This is a genomic window from Halomonas piscis, from assembly GCF_031886125.1.
GTDB classification, from domain to species: domain Bacteria; phylum Pseudomonadota; class Gammaproteobacteria; order Pseudomonadales; family Halomonadaceae; genus Vreelandella; species Vreelandella piscis.
Genome location: NZ_CP119391.1, coordinates 1,827,886 through 1,848,708, shown reverse-complemented (window position 1 = coordinate 1,848,708; position 20,823 = coordinate 1,827,886). Strand labels below are relative to the sequence as shown.

Genomic DNA, 20,823 nt, shown 5'->3' with positions numbered 1-20,823 from the left:
GCCGCTCGAGGGCTGCCCGGCTTTTTACGCATCACGCTTAACCGTGCCAGATGAGGATGCCGCATGAATAATCCCAAACACACGCCGCTGTATGACCTGCACTGCGAGCTGGGGGCCAAGATGGTGCCCTTTGCCGGCTACGAGATGCCGGTGCAGTACCCGCTGGGCGTAAAAAAGGAGCACGAGCACACCCGGGCCCGCTGCGGCCTGTTCGACGTCTCGCACATGGGCCAGTTCACCGTGGCCGGCGACGACGTCGCCGAGGCGCTGGAAACCCTGATGCCGGCGAACCTGGTCGATCTTGCGCCCGGCGCCCAGCGCTACGGCATCTTTACCAACAACGAGGGCGGCATTCTCGACGATCTGATGCTGGTCAACGCCGAAGACCATTTCTATCTGGTGGTCAACGCCGCGTGCAAGGATCAGGACCTGGCCCACCTGCGCGCCACCCTGGGCGAGACCCACACTATCGAGAGCCTGGACCGCGGCCTGCTGGCGCTCCAGGGGCCCGACGCCAGCGCCGTGATGGCGCGGCTATGCCCGGCAGCCTGCGAGCTTCTGTTCATGCAGCACGCGCGCTTTGACATCGACGGCGAAGAGGTGTGGATCAGCCGCTGCGGCTACACCGGCGAAGACGGCTTTGAGCTTTCCACCCGCGCCGAGGCCACCGACGCCATGGCCCGTCGGCTTTTGGCCGAGCCCGAAGTCGAGGCCATCGGCCTTGGAGCCCGGGATTCGCTGCGCCTGGAAGCCGGCCTGTGCCTCTACGGCAACGACATGACCACCGAGACCACGCCGGTGGAGGCCGGGCTGATCTGGGCGGTGAGCAAGCCTCGCCGCCGCGGCGGCGAGCGCCCGGGCGGCTTTCCCGGGGCGGACGTGATTCTGCACCAGGTAGACGCCAGGGATCACGAACGCAAACGCGTGGGGCTGGTTGCCGAGGGCAAGGCCCCGGTGCGCGAGGGCGCGGTGCTGGTCGACGACGAGGCGCATGAAATCGGCGTGGTGACCTCCGGCGTCTTTGGCCCCAGCGTGGGCAGGCCGATCGCCATGGGCTACGTCAACCGCGATTTTGAAGCGCCGGATTCCCGGGTGTTCGCCCTGGTGCGCGGCAAAAAACGTGCGATGATCGTCACCAAAATGCCGTTCGTGGCGCCGGGGCACTACCGCGGTTAGGCCCGACGGCGATCAGCAGCGAAACGCCGCCCCGTGCGCAAGGCCGTGCGGGGCGGCGTTACGTTTGGGGCTCATCGACGCCAGGAGCGACTATTTCAGCAGGCGGCCGGGGTCCAGGGGCTTGCCGTTGCGGCGCATGTCAAACAGCAGCACCGGGCCGTCGTCGCCGTCGGCCAGGCGACAAAGCTCCTCGCCGGCCTTGACCGAGTCGCCGACGCTGACGCTTGCCGTTTCGCACAGCGCGTAGACGCTCTGCAGGTTGTTGTCGTGGTGGACAATCACTACCTGGCCCAGCTGGCGCATGGTATCGGCAAAGCTGACCTCGCCCGGGGCCACGGCCCTGGCCGTTTTGCCCTGGCGGGCGGCGAGCAGCATGGGCTGCAGCCGGCCGCGGTCGTCCTTGCCGTAGGGGCGCATGACGCGGTAGTCATCCAGCGGCCAGGGCCAGGTGCCGGCGGAGGCGGGCAGGTCCGGCGCGCTGCCGGTGGCCGAACTAGCCGAGGCCGTTGACGCCGGGCGGGCCGGGGCAGCGCCGTCGCCGAGCGGCACCTGGATCAGCTGGCCCACGCGCAGCGCGCTGGCCGAGATCTCGGCGTTGGCCGCCTGGATGCGGCTCGCCCGGGTGCCGAAATGTCGGGCAATGCCGCTGTAGGTGTCGCCCTGGCGGATGCGGTAGCGGTAGGGCCCGCCCGAGGGCGCGCGCTCCTGGCGGCTGGGGATCAGAATGCGCTGGCCGATTTCCAGGTGCCGGGCGCGCACGCCGGGGTTGAATCGCTCCAGGCGCTTGAGCGGCACCTCGGCGCGCCGGGCAAGCTTGCCCAGGGTGTCGCCGCGCTGAATGCTCACCCACTCGCCGGCGCTGCCGGCATCGCCGTCTTCTGCCGGGCTGCCGGCGCAGCCGGCCAGCAGCAGGAGCAGCGCCAGAATGAGGGTCAGTGTCGGCGCTCGGCGGCGTCCAGCCAGCGGTCCTTGTCCTGCCAGAGGGCGTTGATCCATGAGTGGAAGCGTTCCTTTTGCTGCGGGTCGTCGTGGTAGGGCGCGCGGTGCATCCATGCCGGTATGTCGAGCCTGCGGGCGGATAGCGTAATCGGCCCTTCCCGGCCGCACAAGAATCGCCAGAAGCTCGGGTCGGGGTCGGCGTAGTGAAGGGTGACGTCTATCATGCCGTCCAGGCGGTCGCCGAGCAGGCTTAGCACCTGGGCCACGCCGCCGGCCCTGGGGCGCAAGAGGTGGCGGTAGGGGCTGGGGCTGGCGTCGCGCTTGGCCGGGGTGAAGCGGGTGCCTTCGACAAAGTTGAAAATGGTGATGGGGCGGTGGCGGGCGCGCCGGCACATGCGCTCGGTGGCGCGGCGGTCGATCTCGGCCAGCCGCGGGTTGTGCGCCATCTGCTCCCGGGTATAGCGGCGCATGAAGGGAAACTCCAGCGCCCAGAACGCGAGCCCCACCACGGGAATCCAGATTAGCTGGGTCTTGAGGAAAAACCGCGGCATGGGCACCCGGCGGTGGAGCACCGCGAGCAGCATGAAGATATCGGTCCAGCTGCGGTGGTTGGCGATCACCAGCCACCACTTGTCCGGGCTCAGCCCCTCGGGCACCCGAGCCTTCAGGGTTGGCCTGAGCCAGCGGCGCATCCACCAGAGGTTGAAACCGATCCAGTTGAGCGCGATGGCGTTGAGACCGTCGAGCACCGCCGGCTGCCAGCGGCGCGGGGCGGCCAGCTTGACAAGGGTCAGCGCGATCAGCGGCAGCGCCCAGAACAGCGTGTTGGCTATCAGCAGCAAAACGCTGACCAGCCCGGTGATCATCGGCATGGGGGCGTGTCTCTCAGGCGCTGAGCGCGGGGTGGCGGCTGACAAACGCCTGAAACTCGCTGAAGCCGCCGATGTGCTCCTGATCGACAAAGATCTGCGGCACCGTGTGCACCGGCGCGCCGGCGGTTTTGGCAATGTCTTCCTTGGTCACGCCTTCCGAGGGCATGTCGACGTAGCGGACACCCTCGATGCGCCCGCTTTCCTCAAGCTTTTCGGCGAGCATTCTGGCCTGAACGCAGAAGGGGCAGGACATGCGGCCGTAAATCACCACGAACATAACAATCTCCTCTTGGATGAACGATAAAACGGGGGCTCGTTCGAGCCCATTGTGACGCGGCGGCGACCGGCCTGGCCAATAGGTCCATGCTACGCCCGCCATCAAGTCGCGTTATGATGGCAGCCGTTTTCCTCAACCGTTTCCTCAACCATTTTTCAGTCCGGCAGGGAGAAAAGCTGATGCATACCGCAACGCCGAGCGGCGACGACTACGCGATGCTGGCCGCCGTGGCCCGGGAGTACCGCGACGTCCACCTGGTGGCGCTCAAGGGGCTTGCGCACTATAACCCTCGCCTGGGGGTGGACGCGCTGTGCTTTCAGCGCCTGACGCCCGAAGGCGGCGAGGCGCTGCTGGCGGGGGCTCTGATTACCCCCTGCTCGCTGTGGCTGGTGGCGCTATGGCCCGACGAGCCCGCCGACGCCGCGACGGATGAATATCTGCTGACGCTGCCTTCCGGCAGCTATCGGCTGCACCGCCACGCCTTTGGCAGCCGGTCCTGGTACCAGCGGCGCATTCTCGACGACCTGAGCGAGCTTGACAGCATGGAGGAGGCGGCACGGCTCGCCCAGCAGCTCATGACCCGGCTGTTTGAGCCGCCGACGCCGCCCACGGACGATGCCTAGCGGCGCACCGGGCGCTTTTGCAGCTTGCGCTGCAGGGTGCGCCGGTGCATGCCCAGCGCCCGGGCGGTGGCGGAAATGTTGCCGTCGTGCTCCTGGAGCACCTTCTGGATGTGTTCCCAGGTAATGCGGTTGACCGAGGGCGGGTTGTCGGCTACCTCGGTGTCCGGGTCGCCCTGCTGCTGCTCGAAGGCATTGATCACGTCGTCGGCGTCGGCGGGCTTGCACAGGTAGTTGACCGCGCCGAGCTTGATCGCCTCCACGGCGGTGGCGATGCTCGAATAGCCGGTGAGCACCACCACGCGGCACTGGGGAGCCGTGGCCAGCAGGTCGGGCAACAGCTTGAGCCCGGAGCTGTGTTCGAGCTTGAGATCCAGCGTGGCCATGGTCGGCTTGTGCTCCACGGCAAGCGCCAGCGCTTCGTCAGGATCGTGGGCGACGCTGATTTCGTAGCCGCGCCGGCCCAGCGCCCGGCTGAGCACGTGGCAGAACATGTCGTCGTCGTCGATGATAAGCAGGCGTTGTGCAGGCGTTGGCATAAAATCCTCGACAGCTGTGATTGGCGGTGCCCCTGGCTGAGGGCGTCAGGCCGCGGGCGGTTTGCTGCGGGGTAGCGTCACCTCGGTCAGCGTACCGCCGTCGGGATGATTATACAGGCTGACGCCGCCGCCGAAGCGGTTGATGGTGGCGTGGGTCAAAAACAGCCCGATGCCCATGCCCTTGCTCTTGGTGGAGACAAAGGTGTCGCCCAGCTGGTCGGCAATGGCCAGCTCCACGCCGGGGCCGTGGTCGCGAATGTCGATCACTACGCTGTCGTCCTGCCAGTCCAGGCTGACGGTAACGGCCTCGGGGTTGGCGTCGGCGGCGTTGTTCAGAAGGTTGGTCAGCGCCTGGTCCAGGGTGGCGTCCACGGCAAGCCAGGGGCGCCCCCGGCGCTCGGCAATGTCCAGCCGGTGGCTGACGTCCGGGCGCAGCACCAGCCAGCGCTGCACGACGCCGTCGAGCCATTTGGCGGCGTCGCGCACCTCGGGTTCGGCCATGCGCCGGCGGTCGGCGCTTTCCACCAGATGCTGCAGGCGCGACTTGCACAGGCCGACCTGCTGGCGCAGCAGGGCGATATCCTCGCGCAGGGGGCTTTCGGGCCCGGTTTCGGCTTCCATTTCCTTGAGCAGAATCGCCATGGTGGAAAGCGGCGTGCCCAGCTCGTGGGCGGTGCCGGCGGCCTGGGTGGCCACGGCCAGCACCTGCTCGTTGCGCAGGGCGGCCTCCCGGGTGCGCGACAGCGCGCGGTCCCGGCGGCGCAGGGCGTGGGCCATCTTGTAGATGAAAAACGTCACCAGCCCCGCCGAGAGCCCGAAGTTGAGCCACATGCCGAGGATATGCAGACTCAGCGACGTATTGCCGATCATGTGCAGCTGGGGGATGGGGTGGTAGTAGAACAGCAGAAAGCTGTAGCCGCCCATGGCGCAGGCGGCGATCACCCAGGTATGCCACCAGGGCAGGGTCGCCGCGGCAATGGTCACCGGTACCAGATAATAGGTGATGAACGGGTTGGTCGCGCCGCCGGTAAAGTAAAAAAGCAGCGTCAGCCCGGCGATGTCCGCCAGCAGGTGGAGCAGGTATTCGGTGTGCTCCACGTCCCGGGGGCGGCCCAGCCGCCACCAGGTGGCGATATTGAGGACGCCCATGGCGATGACCACGCCGACCACCGCGGGCACGGTCATGTTGAAACCGAGCAGCTCCACGCCGACCACGACGGCGAGCAAAAAGCCCGTCCAGGTAATGCCGCGCACAATGGTCAGGCGCACCAGGTTGCGGTTGGGCGTGGAGAGCGGCAGGGGAAGCTCGGCGGGCATGGCGGTCAACTCGTGCGGCTGTCGTTATGGCTGTCGTTGTGGCTGTCGGCGGCTGCGTTTCTGGCGCTCTGTTTTTTGGCGCGCTTGCACTTCAGGTCGTGGGCGACGTACTTGATGAAAAGGGTCAGCAAAAAGGTCAGCCAGCCGGCGCTGGCCAGCACGTTGACCAGCAGCATTTTCGGCGGCAGCCAGGCATCGCCGAGCACGGCCTCGATGATCAGGTACAGCGCCATGGCCAGAAGCAGCGGCAGCGCCAGCAGGTGCATCCACATGTCCGTACGGCGTTTGCGCACCCGGAAGCGGCGCAGCAGAAAGCGCAGCGGTCGATGAACCCAGCCGAACAGCATCACGGTGCCGGCCAGCAGCACGGCGGCTAGAATCGGCTCGTTCCTGCCCAGATAAACCGACAGCGAAATCGACCAGCCCAGGCCCAGCCACATAAGGCCTTCAAGCCCGGCAACGACGTCCGCTGCGCGACGTACTTTATGCATGAGATGCTTCCTGAGACCCGAACGGCTGCCCATGATACGACACATTTCGCCGGAATGCCGATGGGTTATACTGCGGCCACGCGAAGCCCGCTCACCGGATCACTGACTGCCTGAGAGGAATGCCTGTGGACGCCATTACCCTGACTCGCCCGGACGACTGGCACCTGCACCTGCGCGACGGCGCTGCCCTTGAGGCCACCGTCGGCCATAGCGCCGCGCAGATGGGCCGGGCCATTATCATGCCCAACCTGACGCCGCCGGTGACCACCGCCGCACAGGCCGAGGCCTACCGCGAGCGCATTCTTGCCGCGCTGCCGGCAGGGGTGGCGCTCGAGCCGCTGATGACGCTGTATCTGACCGACACCACGCCGCCCGAGGAGATCGAGCGCGCCCGGCAGAGCGGGGTGGTCAAGGCGGTGAAGCTCTATCCGGCCGGCGCCACCACCAACTCGGCGTCCGGGGTGACCGACCTTGCCCGCTGTGACAATACCCTGGCGGCGCTTGCCGAGTCCGGCATGCCGCTGCTGGTTCACGGCGAAGTGACCGACGCGGACGTGGACATTTTCGACCGCGAAGCCGCGTTTCTCGAGCGCGTGCTGGAGCCGCTGCTCAAGCGCCACCCCGGGCTCAGTGTGGTCTGCGAGCATATCACCACCGCCCAGGCGGCGGACTTTGTGCTGGCCGCCGGCGATAACGTCGCCGCCACCGTGACGCCCCAGCACCTGCTGCTCAACCGCAACGACATGCTGGTGGGCGGCATTCGCCCGCACCGTTACTGCCTGCCGATTCTCAAGCGCGAGCGCCACCGCCGGGCGCTGATCAAAGCGGTGACCTCGGGCAGCCGGAAGTTTTTTCTGGGGACCGACAGCGCGCCCCACGCCCAGGGCGACAAGGAGTCCGCCTGCGGCTGCGCCGGGGTGTTCAGCGCCCCGGCGGCGCTGGAGCTCTACGCCACGGCGTTCGAGCAGGCCGGCGCGCTGGACCGGCTGGAAGCCTTCGCCAGCCACAACGGCGCCGATTTCTACGGCCTGGCGCGCAACGCCGATACGGTGACCCTTGAGCGGCGCGATTGGCAGCTGCCGGAAAGCCACGCCTACGCCGACGGCCGGCGCATTGTGCCGATGGGGGCCGGCGAGACCCTGGGCTGGAAGCTGGCGGCCGGCTAGCGCTTCAGGCGCCGGCCAGCTGCCTGAGCATCTGGTCGACCATGCGCGACGAGCGCCGCGCGGCCAGCTCGAGAAACTCGTCGAACGAGAGGTGATTGTCGCCGGCGCCGGGCAGGTCGGACAGCGCCCGCACCACCACAAAGGGGCAGCCGAACAGGTGGCAGGCCTGGGCAATGGCGGCGGCCTCCATGTCCGCTGCGAGCATGGCCGGAAACGCCGCCCGGGTGGCGTTGACGCGTTCGGGGTCGGCCATGAAGCTGTCGCCGGTGGCGATCATGCCTTCGCGCACCCGCATTTCGCCCAGCGCCTCCACGGCGCTGCGAGCGGTCCGGCGTAGATGGGCGTCGGCGGCAAAGGCGGCGGGCATGCCCGGTACCTGGCCGAGTTCGTAGCCGAAGGCGGTAGCGTCGACGTCGTGGTGGCGCACCTCGTCGGAGACGATGACGTCGCCGATGCGCAGGTCGTCGGCAAAGCCGCCGGCGGAGCCGGTATTGATGACGGCGCGGGGGCGGTGGCGTTCGAGCAGGGTGGCGGTGCCCACCGCGGCGTTCACCTTGCCGATGCCCGACTGCAGTATGACCACCTCGACGCCGTGGCGGCGGCCGGTATGAAACACGCCGCCGGCGTGCTCGTGGCGCTGGTGGGATTCCAGCTGGCCGGCGAGAATGCTGACTTCCTGCGCCATGGCGCCAATAATGCCGATAGGCTGCAAAGCGGTACCTCCTGGGTTGGGGGGAGATTGAACGAGGGCCTGGGAGAAGCGGGAAGCGTAGACGCTTCAGGCTGTGCCGGACGGGGCGTGGTGCTCGGCGGCTTCCAGGGTGTTTTCCAGCAGCGTGGCCACGGTCATGGGGCCGACGCCGCCGGGAACCGGGGTGATGTGGCTGGCAAGGCGAGAGGCCACGTCAAACTCGATGTCGCCGGTCAGCCTGCCGTCTTCCTGGCGGCTGATGCCCACGTCGATGACGATGGCGCCGGGCTTGGTCCACTCGCCCTTGATCAGCCCCGGCTTGCCCACCGCGGCCACCAGCACGTCGGCGCGGCGCACGTGCTCTTCGAGATTCTGCGTGAAGCGGTGGCACACCGTGGTGGTGCAGCCGGCAAGCATCAGCTCCAGCGCCATGGGCCGGCCGACGATATTGGAGGCGCCGACTACGGTGGCGTCCAGCCCGCGCACCGCCAGGCCGCTTTTTTCCAGCAGCGTCATGATGCCCTTGGGCGTGCAGGGCCGGAGTGCGGGGATGCGCTGGGCCAGCCGGCCAAGGTTGTACGGATGAAAGCCGTCGACGTCCTTGTGCGGCAGAATGCGCTCGAGGATCGGCCGGGCGTTGAGGTGGTCGGGGAGTGGCAGCTGAACCAGAATGCCGTCGACCCGGGGGTCGTCGTTAAGCCGGTCGACCAGGTCTTCCAGCGCCTGCTGGCCGGTGTCAGCGGGGAGCTCATGCTGAAAGGAGACAATGCCGGCCTGTTCGCAGGCGCGGTGCTTGCTGTTGACGTAAATCCGCGAGGCCGGATCGCCGCCGACCAGCACCACCGCAAGCCCGGGTGCCCGGGCGCCGGCCTCCAGCCGGGCCCGAGCTTTTTCCGCCACTCGTTGGCGTACGTCAGCAGCAATGGCTTTGCCGTCGATCAGTTGAGCGGTCATCAATGCGGTCCTTGTGGTGTTGAGTCGCGTTGTGCAGTAACGATGGATGAAAGAGCGCCGCGGGGCGTCGCTGCGGCGGTGATTTTCGCATGCGGGGGCAGGAAGGCAAAGCGCCGGGCAGGGATCTGGCTCGCCAGGCGCTATCAAGAGTTGACTTTGAAACACAAAACAGTAGTATATGCCTCGCTTGAGACGGGCCGTAAGGCAGCGTCGATTCGGGATGTAGCGCAGTCTGGTAGCGCGCCTGCTTTGGGAGCAGGATGTCGGGGGTTCGAATCCCTCCATCCCGACCATATCGACAAGGTCGCCGGCCGGTTGATCGCTTGTTTACCCGGGCTTGTGTCCGGTGCTCGACGGGGTTGAGGCTCGATGCAGGCGGGCAGATTTGCTCCGGCAAAGGGTTTGTCTTGGCAAACAGACAGCGCGCTCATAGCTCAACCGGATAGAGCAACGGCCTTCTAAGCCGTAGGTTGCAGGTTCAATTCCTGCTGGGCGCGCCATTAAAGGCGCTGCAAACCCGGCGCGGTAAACAAGGGGCGTGGCGTTCAAGCCAGGCCTGTATCGGCAGCTTTTGCTTTGACAGCGGTGGATGTAGCTCAGTGGTAGAGCCCCGGATTGTGGCTCCGGTGGTCGTGGGTTCGATCCCCATCATCCACCCCAGCAAGGCAGGCCAGCCAGGAAACATCAGCCAGGCAGCGCTTTCGGCGCGCTTGGGCAAGCAGTTATGGTGGATGTAGCTCAGTGGTAGAGCCCCGGATTGTGGCTCCGGTGGTCGTGGGTTCGATCCCCATCATCCACCCCATAACCGTCTGCGATGTTTCACGACTCCTTTCTTTTCCTCTTCTTGCGTCTTCCCCTCTTCTGATTTCCGCGGGCTTTTTGGCCGGTATCGGTGGACAGCCGTGCGCGGATGAAACGCCGGGCGTTCTGCCGCGGTGCGAATTTCTAGTTTTTTATTCTTGCTATCGCTTTTTTGCAGTTTTTTATTTTGTATCGGCGTTTTAAATTAGGCCTTACGTCTGTGTTAAAGCGCTGTATTTGGTGATATTTTTGACCTGTATCCGCGCAGCGTCTGTGCGCGGCCAGCCGCAACGATATCGCCGGCGCCCCAGGGCGCGGGCATCAAGGAGCAAAAAATGGCGCGTCGAACCCTGGTACTGGGCGCAGGTATGGTCGGGGTCAGCATCGCCTGGCATCTGGCAAGGCGCGGGCGCGACGTCGTGCTGATCGACCGCCGCGAGCCGGGGCGCGAAACCTCATTTGGCAACGCCGGTATCATCCAGCGCGAGGCCGTGCGACCCTATGCGTTTCCCCGCGATATGAAAACGCTGCTGGGCGTTTTGCCCAACCAGCGGGTGGATATCCGCTATCGCCCCGTGGGCATGCTGCACGCGGCCACGCCGCTGTTGCGCTACTGGCACAACTCGGGGCCTGCGGCCTATCGGCGTATCGTCCCCGAGTACGCCGCGCTGATCATGCGCTGCCTGGACACTCATGCGCCGATGATCGAAGCCGCCGGCGCCGAAGATCTGGTTCGCAAGGACGGCTTTCTCGAACTGCTGCGCAACCGCCGCCACTTCTCCCAGCGTCAGGCCGAGGCCGAGGAAAACTACCAGCGCTTTGGCGTGCGCTATGAGGTGCTCGACCGCGAAGCGCTTGCCGCCAGGGAACCCGACCTGAGCGACGATATCATCGGGGCGATTCACTGGCTCAACTCCTGGACGGCAACCGATCCCGGCGAGCTGGTCGCCGCTTACGCTCGGGCGTTCGAGGCAGAGGGCGGGCAGTGCCTGCAGGAAGAGATTACCGACGTGGCGCAGACCCGGGGCGGCTGGCGCGTGACCACGACGACACAGTCTCTGGACGCCGATGACGTGGTCATGGCGCTGGGGCCCTGGGCCAGCCGCTGGCTTAAGCCGCTGGGCTATCATTTCCCCACCTTCGTCAAGCGCGGCTATCACATGCACTACGACGAAGCGCGGCAGGGGCGGCTGCGCCACTGGGTCATGGATGCCGATGTCGGCTATCTGCTGGCGCCGATGAAGGCCGGGGTGCGCCTGACCACCGGCGCCGAGCTTGACGACCTGGACGCGCCGGCCCATGTGGACCAGCTGGCGGCGGCGGAGAAGGTGGCGCGGACCCTGATACCGCTGGGCGAGCGCCGGGAAGCCGAGGTGTGGAAGGGCGCGCGGCCCTGCCTGCCGGACATGAAGCCGATCATCGGTCCGGCTCCCCGCCACGACGGGCTGTGGCTGGCCTTCGGCCACGGCCATCAGGGCTTTACCCTGGGCCCGCTTACCGGCGAGCTGCTGGGCGCGATGATGGACGGCGAGCCCCCCAGCGTCGATATGCGCCCCTACCGCGCCGACCGTTTTTGAGCGCGTGATGCCCCCATGCTTCCGCTGCCATGGTTCAGGCTCGGCAATTCAGGACCGTTTGCCCGTATCATGCGCTTGCCTATCCCTGCCGCGGCCGGGGCGGGTATAATTCGTGCCAACGTTACTCTGCCCGGTGCACCCAGGCCGGGCCCACTGGATTAGCGAGGCACGATGAGTCAAGCCCAGCAAGTCGCGCAGGAGGCCGATCTGCGCCGAACTTTCGCGATTATCTCTCACCCCGACGCGGGTAAAACCACCATTACCGAGAAAATGCTGCTGTTCGGCAACGCCATCCAGATGGCGGGCTCGGTGAAAAGCAAGCGCAACGACCGAAGCGCCACCTCTGACTGGATGAAGATGGAGCAGGAGCGCGGTATCTCGGTAACTACCTCGGTGATGCAGTTTCCCTACGGCGGCCGGATCGTCAACCTGCTCGATACCCCGGGCCACGAGGACTTTTCCGAGGATACCTACCGCACGCTCACCGCGGTGGATTCGGCGCTGATGGTGATCGACGCGGCCAAGGGCGTGGAAGACCGCACCATCAAGCTGATGGAGGTCTGCCGTTTGCGCACCACGCCGATTCTGACCTTCATCAACAAGCTGGACCGCGACACCCGGGACCCCATCGAGGTGATGGACGAAGTCGAAACCGTGCTCAACATCCAGTGCGCGCCCATGACCTGGCCCATCGGCATGGGGCGGCACTTCAAGGGCGTTTACCACCTGTATAACGACGTCATTCACCTCTATACCCAGGGGCAGGGGAATCGTATCCCCGACGATAACCGCATCGAGGGGCTGGACAATCCCGAGGTGGACGAGGTGCTGGGCGAAGACGCCGCCGAAGAGCTGCGCATGGAAGTGGAGCTGGTGCGCGGCGCGTCCCACGAGTTTGACCTCGAGGCCTACCGTCGCGGCGAGCTGTCGCCGGTGTACTTCGGTACCGCCATGGGCAACTTCGGCGTGCGCGAAATGCTCGACGGCTTCGTGGAATACGCCCCGGCGCCCAAGCCCCGGGAGACCGACAAGCGAGAGGTGAGCGCCGACGACGAGCGCTTCTCGGGCTTTGTGTTCAAGATCCAGGCCAACATGGACCCCAAGCACCGCGACCGCATTGCGTTTTTGCGGGTGTGCTCGGGTAAGTACGACAAGAACATGAAGATGCGCCACGTGCGTATCGGCAAGGACGTCAAGATCGCCGACGCCCTGACCTTCATGGCCTCGGATCGGGCGCACGTGGAAGAGGCCTGGCCCGGGGACATCATCGGCCTGCACAACCACGGCACCATCCAGATCGGCGACACCTTCACCCAGGGCGAGGACATGCGCTTTACCGGCATTCCCCACTTTGCCCCGGAGTTGTTCAAGCGCGTACGTCTGAAGGATCCGCTGAGGATGAAGGCGCTGCAAAAAGGCCTGCAGCAGCTCTCCGAAGAGGGCGCGACCCAGGTCTTCATGCCGCTGGACAACAACGACCTGATCCTTGGCGCGGTGGGCACGCTGCAGTTTGACGTGGTCGCCCACCGGCTGAAGGAAGAGTACAAGGTCGACTGTATCTACGAGGGCGTTAACGTCCACACCGCCCGCTGGGTGTACTGCGACGACGCCAAAAAGCTCGAGGAATTCAAGAGCAAGGCCAGCGCCAACCTCGCCATCGACGGCGGTGGCTATCTGACCTACATTGCGCCTACCCGGGTCAATCTGCAGATGACCCAGGAGCGTTGGCCCGAGGTGCGCTTCCGGCCGACCCGGGAGCATTAATAGCTTCGGATGGAGCGTGCGCCGGGGTATCCGGAGCGAAGGTTTGATGCCATGGATGGCATCAGTAGCTTCCAGGGATGGATTCACAGCGCCTTCGCGAAGCGTTACCCCGGCGCACGCTGTAAGGCTGATTCGGAGATTGATGTTTGAGGGGGACGCAGTGCTGATTGACGCCCACTGCCATCTGGACTTTAGCGACTTCGACGCCGACCGCGAAGCGATGTTTGACCGCGCCCGGGAGGCGGGGGTGCGCCACTTTGTGGTGCCGGGCACCACCCGCGATGCCTGGCCGGGGGTGCTGGCGCTGGGCAGGCGGGCGGACGTCAGCGTGTGCCTGGGGCTGCACCCGTACTTCATGGATGAACACCGGCTGGAAGACGACGCCGATGTCAGGGCGCTTGAGGCCTCGCTGGCGGAGAATCCCCACGCGGTCGCCGTGGGCGAGTGCGGTATCGACGCCCGCTTTGACGACACGCTCGAGGCCCAGTGGGCGCTGTTTGACGCCCAGCTGCGGCTGGCCAAGCACCTTGAGCTGCCGGTGGTGGTTCACTGCGTGCACGCCAACGACGAGGTCGCCAAGCGCCTGCGCCAGCTGGCACTGCCCAAGGGCGGGCTGATCCACGCCTTTGCCGGCTCGCCGGAGCAGGCGCGCCGCTTTCTCGAGCTGGGGTTTACCCTGGGGCTCGGCGGGGCGCTGACCTACCCCAGGGCGAAAAAGCTTCACCGCGTGGTCAAAAGCCTGCCGGATAGCGGCTTCGTGTTGGAAACCGACAGCCCGGACATGCCGCTATGCGGGGAGCAGGGCAAGCGCAACGAGCCCGCCAACGTTGCCCGGGTGTGCGAGCACGTGGCCGATCTTCGCGGCGAAAGCGCGGCCACGATTGCCGCCCGGGCCACGGCCAGCGCCCGGGCGCTGTTCGGATTGGCGCTTTAGCCGGCGCCGGCGGTAACGCTTGCTGTTTTCAAGGAGTTCTCGTGCTGTCCAAACAGATTACTGCCGTCGCTCTGCGCCTGTTGGCGCTGTGGCTGCTGGTCAAGCTGATACTCAGCCTGCCGACGCTTTCGCTGCTGCTGCAGAGCACCGAGACTTTGCCCGGCGGCGACACCCCGGCGCTTTTCTTGCTGTATCACGGCGGCTTCCTGCTGGTTGGGCTGCTGGCGGTGTGGGCGATCAGCCGGGCGGCGCGCTCGGCGCTGGCCCGGGTGGGTGAGGCCGCGCCCGATGAGACCACGGCGCTTGGCCGGCGGGATCAAGCGCTATTGATTCAGCTTTTGGGGCTTTACTTTGTCGTCAGCGCGCTGGCTGCACTGCCCAACGCGCTGGCGTTTGTACCCTACGTTGAAACCTTTGCCTGGCATCAGCTGCTGCGACCGGCGGGGCAGGCGTTGCAGCTGGGTATGGGGCTGTGGCTGGTCGCCGGCACCGCTTTCTGGCGTGGTCTCTTCAGCAGGCTGCGCAGCCGCTAACCGTTGCTATGCCGTCGTTGCTATGCCGTTACCCCGGACGCCAGGTCTTCCGGGTCCACGCGCTCGATAGCGTAGGGCAGTTCGGCAAGGGTGAGCGTTGCGTCCTCGATAGCCAGCGCGGGCTCTTTTTCCAGCGGCCGGGTATTGAGTACGGCGAGCACCGCGGTCTGGTCGTTTTCCGCCGGGGCGCTGGCGACGACTTCGCCGATGTTCTTGCCCTCGTCGGTGGTGACCCCGGCGCCGTTGGCCGGCGGCGTGGCGGCGTCCAGGTAGCCCAGCGACAGGCGCTTTTTTACCTGGCCGCGAAAGTGCGCCCGAGCGACGACTTCCTGGCCGGTATAGCAGCCCTTCTTGAAGCTGATGCCGCCCAGCGCCTCCCAGTTGAGCATCTGCGGCAGATAGCTGTCCTGCTGGTCGGCGTCAAGCCACACAAGCCCCCGGCGTACGTCGGCCAGCTGCCAGCGGGCGGCGTCGCCCCGGCAGTCGAGTTTTTCTGCCTCGGCAGCGGGCAGAATGAAAAGCCAGCGCCAGCCGTTGCTGTTGGCGCCGCTTTCTTCCGGATAGCAAACGGCGATGGCCGCGTCGCTGTCCGCCTGGCTTTGCTGCCAGGCCGTCGTTGGCAGCGCAAGGCCAAAAGTATCGGCCAGGGTCTCGGCGTCGCGGCGGCTGGCGCCCAGCAGCACGGCATCGGCGGCGTCCAGGCTGACCTTGTAGAACGGCGCGAACTTTTTCAGGTGCGCCATCAACGGCTCGATCAGCGAGGCGTGCACTATCAGGCGGTAGTGGCCTTCGCCCATGCGCGCAAGCTGGCCGCTGGCCAGCATGCGCCCCTTGGGCGTGCAGAAGCAGGTAAGCGCGGCAAAATGGCCGTCGGCCAGGTTGACCTGGGCGCTGGTTTGCCCCTGCAGGAAGCCTTCGGCATCGTCGCCGCGGATATCCAGGGCCGCCAGGTGCTCGAGGGTTGCCGTGGCGGAGAGCGTGACGGGGGAGGCGTGCGTTGTCATGTCATATCCTTGCGTAAAGCGCTTGAAAACTGCCCCCGAGCCTACCATGTATCCCGGCAGCGGCTTAATGGCAGGCGACCGGCGCTGTGCTACACTCGCCGGGGTTGGGCGCAACCTTTATGATTTTATTTTATGTATAGTATTTGGACAGGAAAGGGCATGGCGCAGCACACACTGACGTTCAAGGGCGTGACCAGTACCGACCAGGTCAACCGGATCACTACGGCGCTGATGATGCTTGACGGCGTGGACAGCGCCGAAGTCGGCCGCCACGGCGCCGAAGTGGAAGGGCGCGCTCGGCGCGAGGCGCTGATCCGCGCGGTCGAAGCGCTCAACCTGGGTGTCAGCATATCGTAACCGCCGCACCGCCTTTTCGGGAGACGACATGAGTAAAGCGTTCCGCCTGGAGTCGACATTTTCCCCTGCGGGGGACCAGCCAAGCGCTATCAAGGGGCTGGTCAAGGGTCTGGAAGCGGGGCTTGCCCACCAGACGCTGCTCGGCGTGACCGGCTCGGGCAAAACCTTCACCATGGCCAACGTCGTCGAGACGCTCCAGCGCCCGACCATCGTCATGGCGCCCAACAAGACCCTGGCGGCCCAGCTCTACGGCGAGTTCAAGGCGTTCTTCCCCGATAACGCCATCGAATACTTCGTTTCCTACTACGACTACTACCAGCCCGAGGCCTACGTGCCGTCGTCGGATACCTTCATCGAGAAGGACGCCTCGATCAACGATCACATCGAGCAGATGCGCCTGTCCGCCACCAAGGCGCTGCTGGAGCGCCGGGACGCGCTGATCGTGGTCTCGGTGTCGGCGATCTACGGTCTCGGCGACCCGGATCAATACCTGAAGATGCGCCTGCACTTCAACCGCGGGGAAGAGATCGACCAGCGTGCCTTCCTGCGTCGCCTGGCGGAGCTTCAGTATACCCGCAACGACATGGATTTTACCCGGGGTACCTATCGCGTGCGCGGCGACGTCATCGACATCTTTCCCGCCGATGCCGAGGACGAGGCGGTCCGGGTGGAGCTGTTCGACGACGAGATCGACAGCATTCGCCTGTTCGACCCGCTCACCGGCGACGTGCGCGGCCAGGTGCCGCGGATGACCATCTACCCCAAGTCGCACTACGTCACCCCCCGGGAGACCATTCTCGAAGCCGTGGAGTCGATCAAGGAGGAGCTTGCCGAGCGGCTCAGGTTCTTGCGCCAGGAAGAGCGGCTGGTGGAGGCCCAGCGCCTGGAGCAGCGCACGCTCTACGACATCGAAATGATGCTGGAGCTGGGGTACTGCAACGGCATCGAGAACTACTCGCGCTACCTGTCCGGGCGCAACCCGGGCGAAGCGCCGCCGACGTTTTTCGACTACCTGCCCGACGACGCCCTGGTGTTCATCGACGAATCCCACGTCAGCGTTCCCCAGGTGGGCGGCATGTACAAGGGCGACCGCTCGCGCAAGGAAACCCTGGTGGAGTACGGCTTCCGTCTGCCCTCGGCGCTGGACAACCGGCCGATGAAGTTTGCGGAGTGGGAGGCCGTCTGCCCGCAGACGGTGTTCGTCTCGGCTACGCCGGGGCCCTACGAGGCGGAGCACGCCGGCCAGGTGGTGGAGCAGGTGGTGCGGCCCACCGGGCTTCTCGATCCGGCGGTGGAAGTGCGCGCGGCGACTACCCAGGTGGACGACCTGCTCTCCGAGATTCGCCGGCGCACCGCGGCAAGCGAGCGGGTGCTGGTCACGGTGTTGACCAAGCGCATGGCCGAGGATCTGACCGAATACCTCGACGACCACGAGGTCCGGGTGCGCTACCTGCACTCGGATATCGACACCGTGGAGCGGGTGGAGATCATCCGCGATCTTCGGCTTGGCAAGTTCGACGTGCTGGTGGGCATCAACCTGTTGCGCGAAGGGCTGGACATTCCCGAAGTCTCGCTGGTGGCCATCCTTGACGCCGACAAGGAGGGGTTTCTGCGCAACGAGCGCTCGCTGATCCAGACCGTGGGCCGGGCAGCGCGCAACGCCCAGGGCAAGGCGATTCTCTACGGTGATCGGGTCACGGATTCCATGCAGCGCACCATCGACGAGACCGAGCGTCGCCGCGCCAAGCAGATGGCCCACAACGAAGCTCACGATATTACGCCGACGACGGTGTCGCGCTCGGTGGCCGACATCATGGAAGCCGGCCAGGCCCCCGGCGGCAAAAAGACCCAGCGCCGAGGCAGCGAGCGCAAGGTGGCCGAGGAGGCCTCCATTTACGATCCCGCGGGCATGAGCCCGGAGGAGCTGGCCAGGGCCATCGGCAAGATGGAAGACGCCATGTTCGAGGCGGCGCACAATCTGGAGTTCGAGCAGGCCGGCAAGCTTCGCGACCAGCTCCACGCGCTCAAGGAAAAACAGCTGGAGCTGGGCTGAGCCCAGGAGGTGAGGCATGCCCGAAGGACCGGAAATCCGCCGCGCGGCGGACCGCGTGGAAGCACAGCTGGCCGGCGGGCCCATCGACGCGGCCTGGTTCGCCTTTGCCGACCTCAGAGCCCACGCCGACTCGCTCATCGGGCGGCGAGTCGAGCGGGTCGACACCCGGGGCAAGGCCATGCTCGTGCGCTTTGACGACGGCCGGGTGCTGTACTCCCACAACCAGCTGTACGGCCTGTGGAAGCTGCACCCGGCGGGGGCGCCGCCCGAGACGAAGCGTTCGCTTCGCGTGCGGCTTGAAGTCGGCGATCGCGCGGCCAGCCTCTACAGCGCGTCGGACGTGAGCATGTGGCGCGACGCTACCATCGAAGCGCATCCGTTCATCGCCCGGCAGGGACCGGATCTGCTCAGCGAAACGGTCACCGTGGGCGACATTGCCGAGCGTCTGGCGAGCAAGCGCTTTTCCCGCCGGGGCCTTGGCGGGCTGCTGCTGGACCAGGGCTTTGTTGCCGGGCCGGGCAACTACCTGCGCAGCGAGATCCTGTTCTTTGCCGGGCTGCACCACAAGCGCCGCCCCGGGGATCTGAGCGGTGACGCGCGCCAGCGGCTGGCGCGATATATCCTCGAGCTGACCTGGCAAACCTACCGCAGCGCCGGCACGACCAACGCCCCGGAATGGGTAGAAAAGGCCAGGCGCCAGGGCGAGGCGCCGCGCCAGCGGCGCTTTGCCGTTTTTGAGCGCGAAGGGCTTGGCTGCCACCGCTGCGCCACCCCCATCGAACGCGTGTCGGTGGGCGCCCGGCGGCTGTATTTTTGCCCGCGGTGCCAGCCCTCGCCCTGACCGCGCCGGCGCCGCGTCGCTTTGTTCATGTGGCTTCTTCCATAAGAATTTATACCGTTATCTTCCATCCGCTCCATCTGATAAACCCATAACAAAGGCAGTCAAGCTGTCCATGGTTGAAGGAGCCGGGAAGATGTGAAGGGGGCTACGCCACGGATGGCGTAGGTTAGCGTCCGAGGAGAGCTTCATAGTGCCCCTCGCAGATCTGCTGGCGACTCAGCCCGGCTGGCCGGAGCTAATGGCGATAGCCCCGGGCCCGGGGCGCCTCGCTTCAGAGCGGGGTAGCGATGCGCTATAATGGCGCGGCGCCGGGGCGCGGGTCTGATGATGCCCGCCTTGCCACCGGCGCATAACCCGCTATGCCAGGAGCCGTTTCTTCATGACCGCCATTGCCCAGGACGACGTGATACAGAGCGTCGCCGATGCGCTGCAGTACATTTCCTACTACCACCCCAAGGATTTCATCGACGCCATGGCCGAGGCCTACGAGCGCGAGGAAAACCCGGCGGCGAAAGATGCCATCGCCCAGATCCTGATCAACTCGCGCATGTGCGCTTTTGGCCAGCGGCCGATCTGCCAGGATACCGGCATCGTCACGGTATTCGTCCACGTGGGCATGAACGTGCGCTTTGCCGACGCCAGCATGAGCCTTGACGACATGGTCAACGAGGGCGTGCGCCGGGCCTATCAGCTCCCCGACAACGTACTGCGCGCCTCGGTGCTGGCCGACCCGGACGGCAAGCGGGAAAACACCCGGGACAACACCCCGGCCATTATTCATCACCACCTGGTGCCCGGCGACAGCGTCGAGATCCACGTCGCGGCCAAGGGCGGCGGCAGCGAAGCCAAGGCAAAGTTCGCCATGCTGACCCCTTCGGACAGCGTCGCCGACTGGGTGATGGAGCAGCTGCCCAAAATGGGGGCCGGCTGGTGCCCGCCGGGGATGCTGGGCATCGGCATCGGCGGCACGGCGGAAAAAGCCATGCTGCTGGCCAAGGAATCGCTGCTCGACCCCATCGACATCCAGGCGCTTCGCGAGCGGGGCGCGCAGAACCGCAGCGAGGAGCTGCGCCTGGAGCTTTTTGACAGGGTCAACCGCAGCGGTATCGGCGCCCAGGGGCTGGGCGGGCTGACCACGGTGCTGGATATCAAGGTCAAGGACTATCCCACCCACGCCGCCAACAAACCGGTGGCAATCATTCCCAACTGCGCCGCGACCCGCCACGCCCACTTTACGCTGGACGGCTCGGGCCCGGCCGCGCTGCCCGCGCCCCGGCTGGAAGACTGGCCGGAAATCACCCGAGAAACCGGGGATAACGTCAAGCGCGTCAACCTGGACAGCATCACCCCGGACGACGTCAAGGACTGGACGCCGGGCGATACGCTGCTGCTCAGCGGCAAGCTTCTGACCGGCCGCGACGCCGCCCACAAGCGCATGCTCGACATGCTGGCCAACGGCGAGCCGCTGCCGGTCGACCTGAAAGGGCGCTTCATCTACTACGTGGGGCCGGTGGATCCGGTAGGCGACGAAGTGGTGGGGCCGGCAGGGCCGACCACCGCCACGCGCATGGACAAGTTTACCCGCACCCTGCTGGAAGACACCGGCCTTTTGGGCATGGTGGGCAAGGCCGAGCGGGGCGAGGCGGCGATCGAGGCCATTCGCGACAACCAGGCGGTATATCTGATGGCGGTGGGCGGCTCGGCCTACCTGGTCGCCCAGGCAATCAAGCACTCCCGGGTAGTGGGCTTCGAGGATTTGGGCATGGAAGCCATCTACGAATTCGAAGTGGAAGACATGCCCGTTACCGTAGCGGTGGATACCCGGGGCACCTCGATCCACCACACCGGCCCGGCAAAATGGAAAGCGATCATTGCGGAAAAGGCCTAGGGCCAGTAAACATAGGGCCAGTAAACATA

20 protein-coding genes and 4 tRNA genes are annotated in these 20,823 nt (G+C 65.9%); 15 read left to right on the top strand and 9 right to left on the bottom strand.

Annotated elements, in window-relative coordinates; all coding sequences use genetic code 11:
- Positions 1–63: 63 nt before the first annotated feature.
- Positions 64–1,176 carry a glycine cleavage system aminomethyltransferase GcvT gene (gene gcvT / locus P1P91_RS08685; protein WP_311881990.1) on the top strand — a complete coding sequence of 371 codons (1,113 nt, stop codon included), beginning with the start codon at positions 64–66 and terminating at the stop codon, positions 1,174–1,176.
- 90 nt (positions 1,177–1,266) lie between these two features.
- Here gcvT and P1P91_RS08680 read toward each other — a convergent pair whose 3' ends face one another.
- Genes P1P91_RS08680 through P1P91_RS08670 form a run of 3 tightly spaced genes read right to left on the bottom strand, consistent with a single transcriptional unit; the run spans position 1,267 to position 3,264 of the window.
- Positions 1,267–2,172 (bottom strand): LysM peptidoglycan-binding domain-containing protein, encoded by a 906-nt coding sequence (locus P1P91_RS08680; RefSeq protein ID WP_311881989.1) that lies wholly within the window; start codon positions 2,170–2,172, stop codon positions 1,267–1,269.
- The gene (locus P1P91_RS08675) at positions 2,109–2,987 is read right to left on the bottom strand and encodes an acyltransferase (protein ID WP_311881987.1); all 879 of its coding nucleotides are present in this window, start codon (positions 2,985–2,987) and stop codon (positions 2,109–2,111) included. Before P1P91_RS08675 ends, P1P91_RS08680 begins: the two co-directional genes overlap by 64 nt.
- Positions 2,988–3,000: 13 nt before the next feature.
- Entirely contained in the window at positions 3,001–3,264 is a 264-nt protein-coding gene (locus P1P91_RS08670; protein ID WP_311881986.1) for a GrxA family glutaredoxin, read from the bottom strand.
- 179 nt (positions 3,265–3,443) lie between these two features.
- Between P1P91_RS08670 and hybE the strand changes: the two genes are divergently transcribed.
- Entirely contained in the window at positions 3,444–3,887 is a 444-nt protein-coding gene (gene hybE, locus P1P91_RS08665; RefSeq protein ID WP_311881985.1) for a [NiFe]-hydrogenase assembly chaperone HybE, read from the top strand.
- Here the strand turns inward: hybE and P1P91_RS08660 are convergent.
- The 3 genes from P1P91_RS08660 to P1P91_RS08650 are packed head-to-tail and all read right to left on the bottom strand — an operon-like array spanning position 3,884 to position 6,231.
- On the bottom strand, positions 3,884–4,423 hold the full coding sequence (locus P1P91_RS08660; RefSeq protein WP_311881984.1) for a response regulator transcription factor: 540 nt from the start codon (positions 4,421–4,423) through the stop codon (positions 3,884–3,886). The two genes, hybE and P1P91_RS08660, sit on opposite strands and share 4 nt — an antisense overlap.
- Before the next feature lie 45 nt (positions 4,424–4,468).
- The gene (locus tag P1P91_RS08655; protein WP_311881983.1) at positions 4,469–5,740 is read right to left on the bottom strand and encodes an ATP-binding protein; all 1,272 of its coding nucleotides are present in this window, start codon (positions 5,738–5,740) and stop codon (positions 4,469–4,471) included.
- Between the two features lie 5 nt (positions 5,741–5,745).
- The gene (locus P1P91_RS08650) at positions 5,746–6,231 is read right to left on the bottom strand and encodes a hypothetical protein (protein ID WP_311881982.1); all 486 of its coding nucleotides are present in this window, start codon (positions 6,229–6,231) and stop codon (positions 5,746–5,748) included.
- 125 nt (positions 6,232–6,356) lie between these two features.
- Between P1P91_RS08650 and pyrC the strand changes: the two genes are divergently transcribed.
- Complete coding sequence (pyrC, locus tag P1P91_RS08645; protein WP_311885752.1) at positions 6,357–7,397, top strand: dihydroorotase; 1,041 nt, start codon at positions 6,357–6,359, stop codon at positions 7,395–7,397.
- A gap of 4 nt (positions 7,398–7,401) precedes the next feature.
- On the opposite strand, the gene mtnN is transcribed toward pyrC, so the two are convergent.
- Together mtnN and folD are read right to left on the bottom strand one after the other, a co-directional pair.
- The gene (mtnN, locus tag P1P91_RS08640) at positions 7,402–8,109 is read right to left on the bottom strand and encodes a 5'-methylthioadenosine/S-adenosylhomocysteine nucleosidase (RefSeq protein ID WP_311881980.1); all 708 of its coding nucleotides are present in this window, start codon (positions 8,107–8,109) and stop codon (positions 7,402–7,404) included.
- 66 nt (positions 8,110–8,175) lie between these two features.
- Positions 8,176–9,042: a bifunctional methylenetetrahydrofolate dehydrogenase/methenyltetrahydrofolate cyclohydrolase FolD gene (gene folD, locus P1P91_RS08635; protein ID WP_311881978.1), complete on the bottom strand. Its 867-nt coding sequence runs from the start codon at positions 9,040–9,042 to the stop codon at positions 8,176–8,178.
- Positions 9,043–9,258: 216 nt separating this feature from the next.
- Between folD and P1P91_RS08630 the strand changes: the two genes are divergently transcribed.
- The 8 genes from P1P91_RS08630 to P1P91_RS08595 all read left to right on the top strand — a co-directional run bounded on the left by P1P91_RS08630 (position 9,259) and on the right by P1P91_RS08595 (position 14,651).
- Positions 9,259–9,335 (top strand) — tRNA-Pro (locus tag P1P91_RS08630).
- 130 nt (positions 9,336–9,465) lie between these two features.
- Positions 9,466–9,542 (top strand) — tRNA-Arg (locus tag P1P91_RS08625).
- Positions 9,543–9,627: 85 nt separating this feature from the next.
- Positions 9,628–9,702: transfer RNA gene (locus P1P91_RS08620), tRNA-His, on the top strand.
- A gap of 67 nt (positions 9,703–9,769) precedes the next feature.
- Positions 9,770–9,844: transfer RNA gene (locus P1P91_RS08615), tRNA-His, on the top strand.
- 334 nt (positions 9,845–10,178) lie between these two features.
- Positions 10,179–11,420, top strand: coding sequence for an NAD(P)/FAD-dependent oxidoreductase (locus tag P1P91_RS08610; RefSeq protein ID WP_311881977.1), 1,242 nt, complete (start codon positions 10,179–10,181; stop codon positions 11,418–11,420).
- A 171-nt stretch (positions 11,421–11,591) separates the two neighbouring features.
- Complete coding sequence (locus P1P91_RS08605; protein ID WP_311881975.1) at positions 11,592–13,184, top strand: peptide chain release factor 3; 1,593 nt, start codon at positions 11,592–11,594, stop codon at positions 13,182–13,184.
- 160 nt (positions 13,185–13,344) lie between these two features.
- Positions 13,345–14,118: a TatD family hydrolase gene (locus tag P1P91_RS08600; RefSeq protein WP_311885750.1), complete on the top strand. Its 774-nt coding sequence runs from the start codon at positions 13,345–13,347 to the stop codon at positions 14,116–14,118.
- Positions 14,119–14,159: 41 nt separating this feature from the next.
- Positions 14,160–14,651 (top strand): hypothetical protein, encoded by a 492-nt coding sequence (locus P1P91_RS08595; protein ID WP_311881974.1) that lies wholly within the window; start codon positions 14,160–14,162, stop codon positions 14,649–14,651.
- Positions 14,652–14,671: 20 nt separating this feature from the next.
- Here P1P91_RS08595 and ygfZ read toward each other — a convergent pair whose 3' ends face one another.
- Complete coding sequence (gene ygfZ / locus P1P91_RS08590; RefSeq protein WP_311881973.1) at positions 14,672–15,655, bottom strand: CAF17-like 4Fe-4S cluster assembly/insertion protein YgfZ; 984 nt, start codon at positions 15,653–15,655, stop codon at positions 14,672–14,674.
- Positions 15,656–15,814: 159 nt separating this feature from the next.
- Between ygfZ and P1P91_RS08585 the strand changes: the two genes are divergently transcribed.
- The 4 genes from P1P91_RS08585 to P1P91_RS08570 all read left to right on the top strand — a co-directional run bounded on the left by P1P91_RS08585 (position 15,815) and on the right by P1P91_RS08570 (position 20,794).
- A complete protein-coding gene (locus P1P91_RS08585) occupies positions 15,815–16,012 on the top strand; it encodes a hypothetical protein (RefSeq protein WP_311881972.1) in 198 nt (65 codons plus the stop codon).
- A 28-nt stretch (positions 16,013–16,040) separates the two neighbouring features.
- The gene (gene uvrB, locus P1P91_RS08580; RefSeq protein ID WP_311881969.1) at positions 16,041–18,065 is read left to right on the top strand and encodes an excinuclease ABC subunit UvrB; all 2,025 of its coding nucleotides are present in this window, start codon (positions 16,041–16,043) and stop codon (positions 18,063–18,065) included.
- Positions 18,066–18,081: 16 nt separating this feature from the next.
- Positions 18,082–18,906, top strand: coding sequence for an endonuclease VIII (gene nei, locus P1P91_RS08575; RefSeq protein WP_311881967.1), 825 nt, complete (start codon positions 18,082–18,084; stop codon positions 18,904–18,906).
- A 379-nt stretch (positions 18,907–19,285) separates the two neighbouring features.
- Complete coding sequence (locus P1P91_RS08570; RefSeq protein ID WP_311881965.1) at positions 19,286–20,794, top strand: fumarate hydratase; 1,509 nt, start codon at positions 19,286–19,288, stop codon at positions 20,792–20,794.
- The last annotated feature ends 29 nt before the right edge of the window (positions 20,795–20,823 follow it).

Excerpts from the sequence above, each read along its gene's own strand:
- folD (WP_311881978.1), bottom strand. The coding sequence starts at position 9,042 with ATGACCGCTCAACTGATCGACGGCAAAGCCATTGCTGCTGACGTACGC.
- P1P91_RS08660 (WP_311881984.1), bottom strand. The coding sequence starts at position 4,423 with ATGCCAACGCCTGCACAACGCCTGCTTATCATCGACGACGACGACATG.
- P1P91_RS08675 (WP_311881987.1), bottom strand. The coding sequence starts at position 2,987 with ATGCCGATGATCACCGGGCTGGTCAGCGTTTTGCTGCTGATAGCCAAC.
- P1P91_RS08605 (WP_311881975.1), top strand. The coding sequence starts at position 11,592 with ATGAGTCAAGCCCAGCAAGTCGCGCAGGAGGCCGATCTGCGCCGAACT.
- P1P91_RS08655 (WP_311881983.1), bottom strand. The coding sequence starts at position 5,740 with ATGCCCGCCGAGCTTCCCCTGCCGCTCTCCACGCCCAACCGCAACCTG.
- P1P91_RS08670 (WP_311881986.1), bottom strand. The coding sequence starts at position 3,264 with ATGTTCGTGGTGATTTACGGCCGCATGTCCTGCCCCTTCTGCGTTCAG.
- P1P91_RS08610 (WP_311881977.1), top strand. The coding sequence starts at position 10,179 with ATGGCGCGTCGAACCCTGGTACTGGGCGCAGGTATGGTCGGGGTCAGC.
- hybE (WP_311881985.1), top strand. The coding sequence starts at position 3,444 with ATGCATACCGCAACGCCGAGCGGCGACGACTACGCGATGCTGGCCGCC.
- P1P91_RS08570 (WP_311881965.1), top strand. The coding sequence starts at position 19,286 with ATGACCGCCATTGCCCAGGACGACGTGATACAGAGCGTCGCCGATGCG.
- P1P91_RS08680 (WP_311881989.1), bottom strand. The coding sequence starts at position 2,172 with ATGGATCAACGCCCTCTGGCAGGACAAGGACCGCTGGCTGGACGCCGC.
- P1P91_RS08650 (WP_311881982.1), bottom strand. The coding sequence starts at position 6,231 with ATGCATAAAGTACGTCGCGCAGCGGACGTCGTTGCCGGGCTTGAAGGC.
- gcvT (WP_311881990.1), top strand. The coding sequence starts at position 64 with ATGAATAATCCCAAACACACGCCGCTGTATGACCTGCACTGCGAGCTG.
- ygfZ (WP_311881973.1), bottom strand. The coding sequence starts at position 15,655 with ATGACAACGCACGCCTCCCCCGTCACGCTCTCCGCCACGGCAACCCTC.
- nei (WP_311881967.1), top strand. The coding sequence starts at position 18,082 with ATGCCCGAAGGACCGGAAATCCGCCGCGCGGCGGACCGCGTGGAAGCA.
- uvrB (WP_311881969.1), top strand. The coding sequence starts at position 16,041 with ATGAGTAAAGCGTTCCGCCTGGAGTCGACATTTTCCCCTGCGGGGGAC.
- P1P91_RS08585 (WP_311881972.1), top strand. The coding sequence starts at position 15,815 with ATGGCGCAGCACACACTGACGTTCAAGGGCGTGACCAGTACCGACCAG.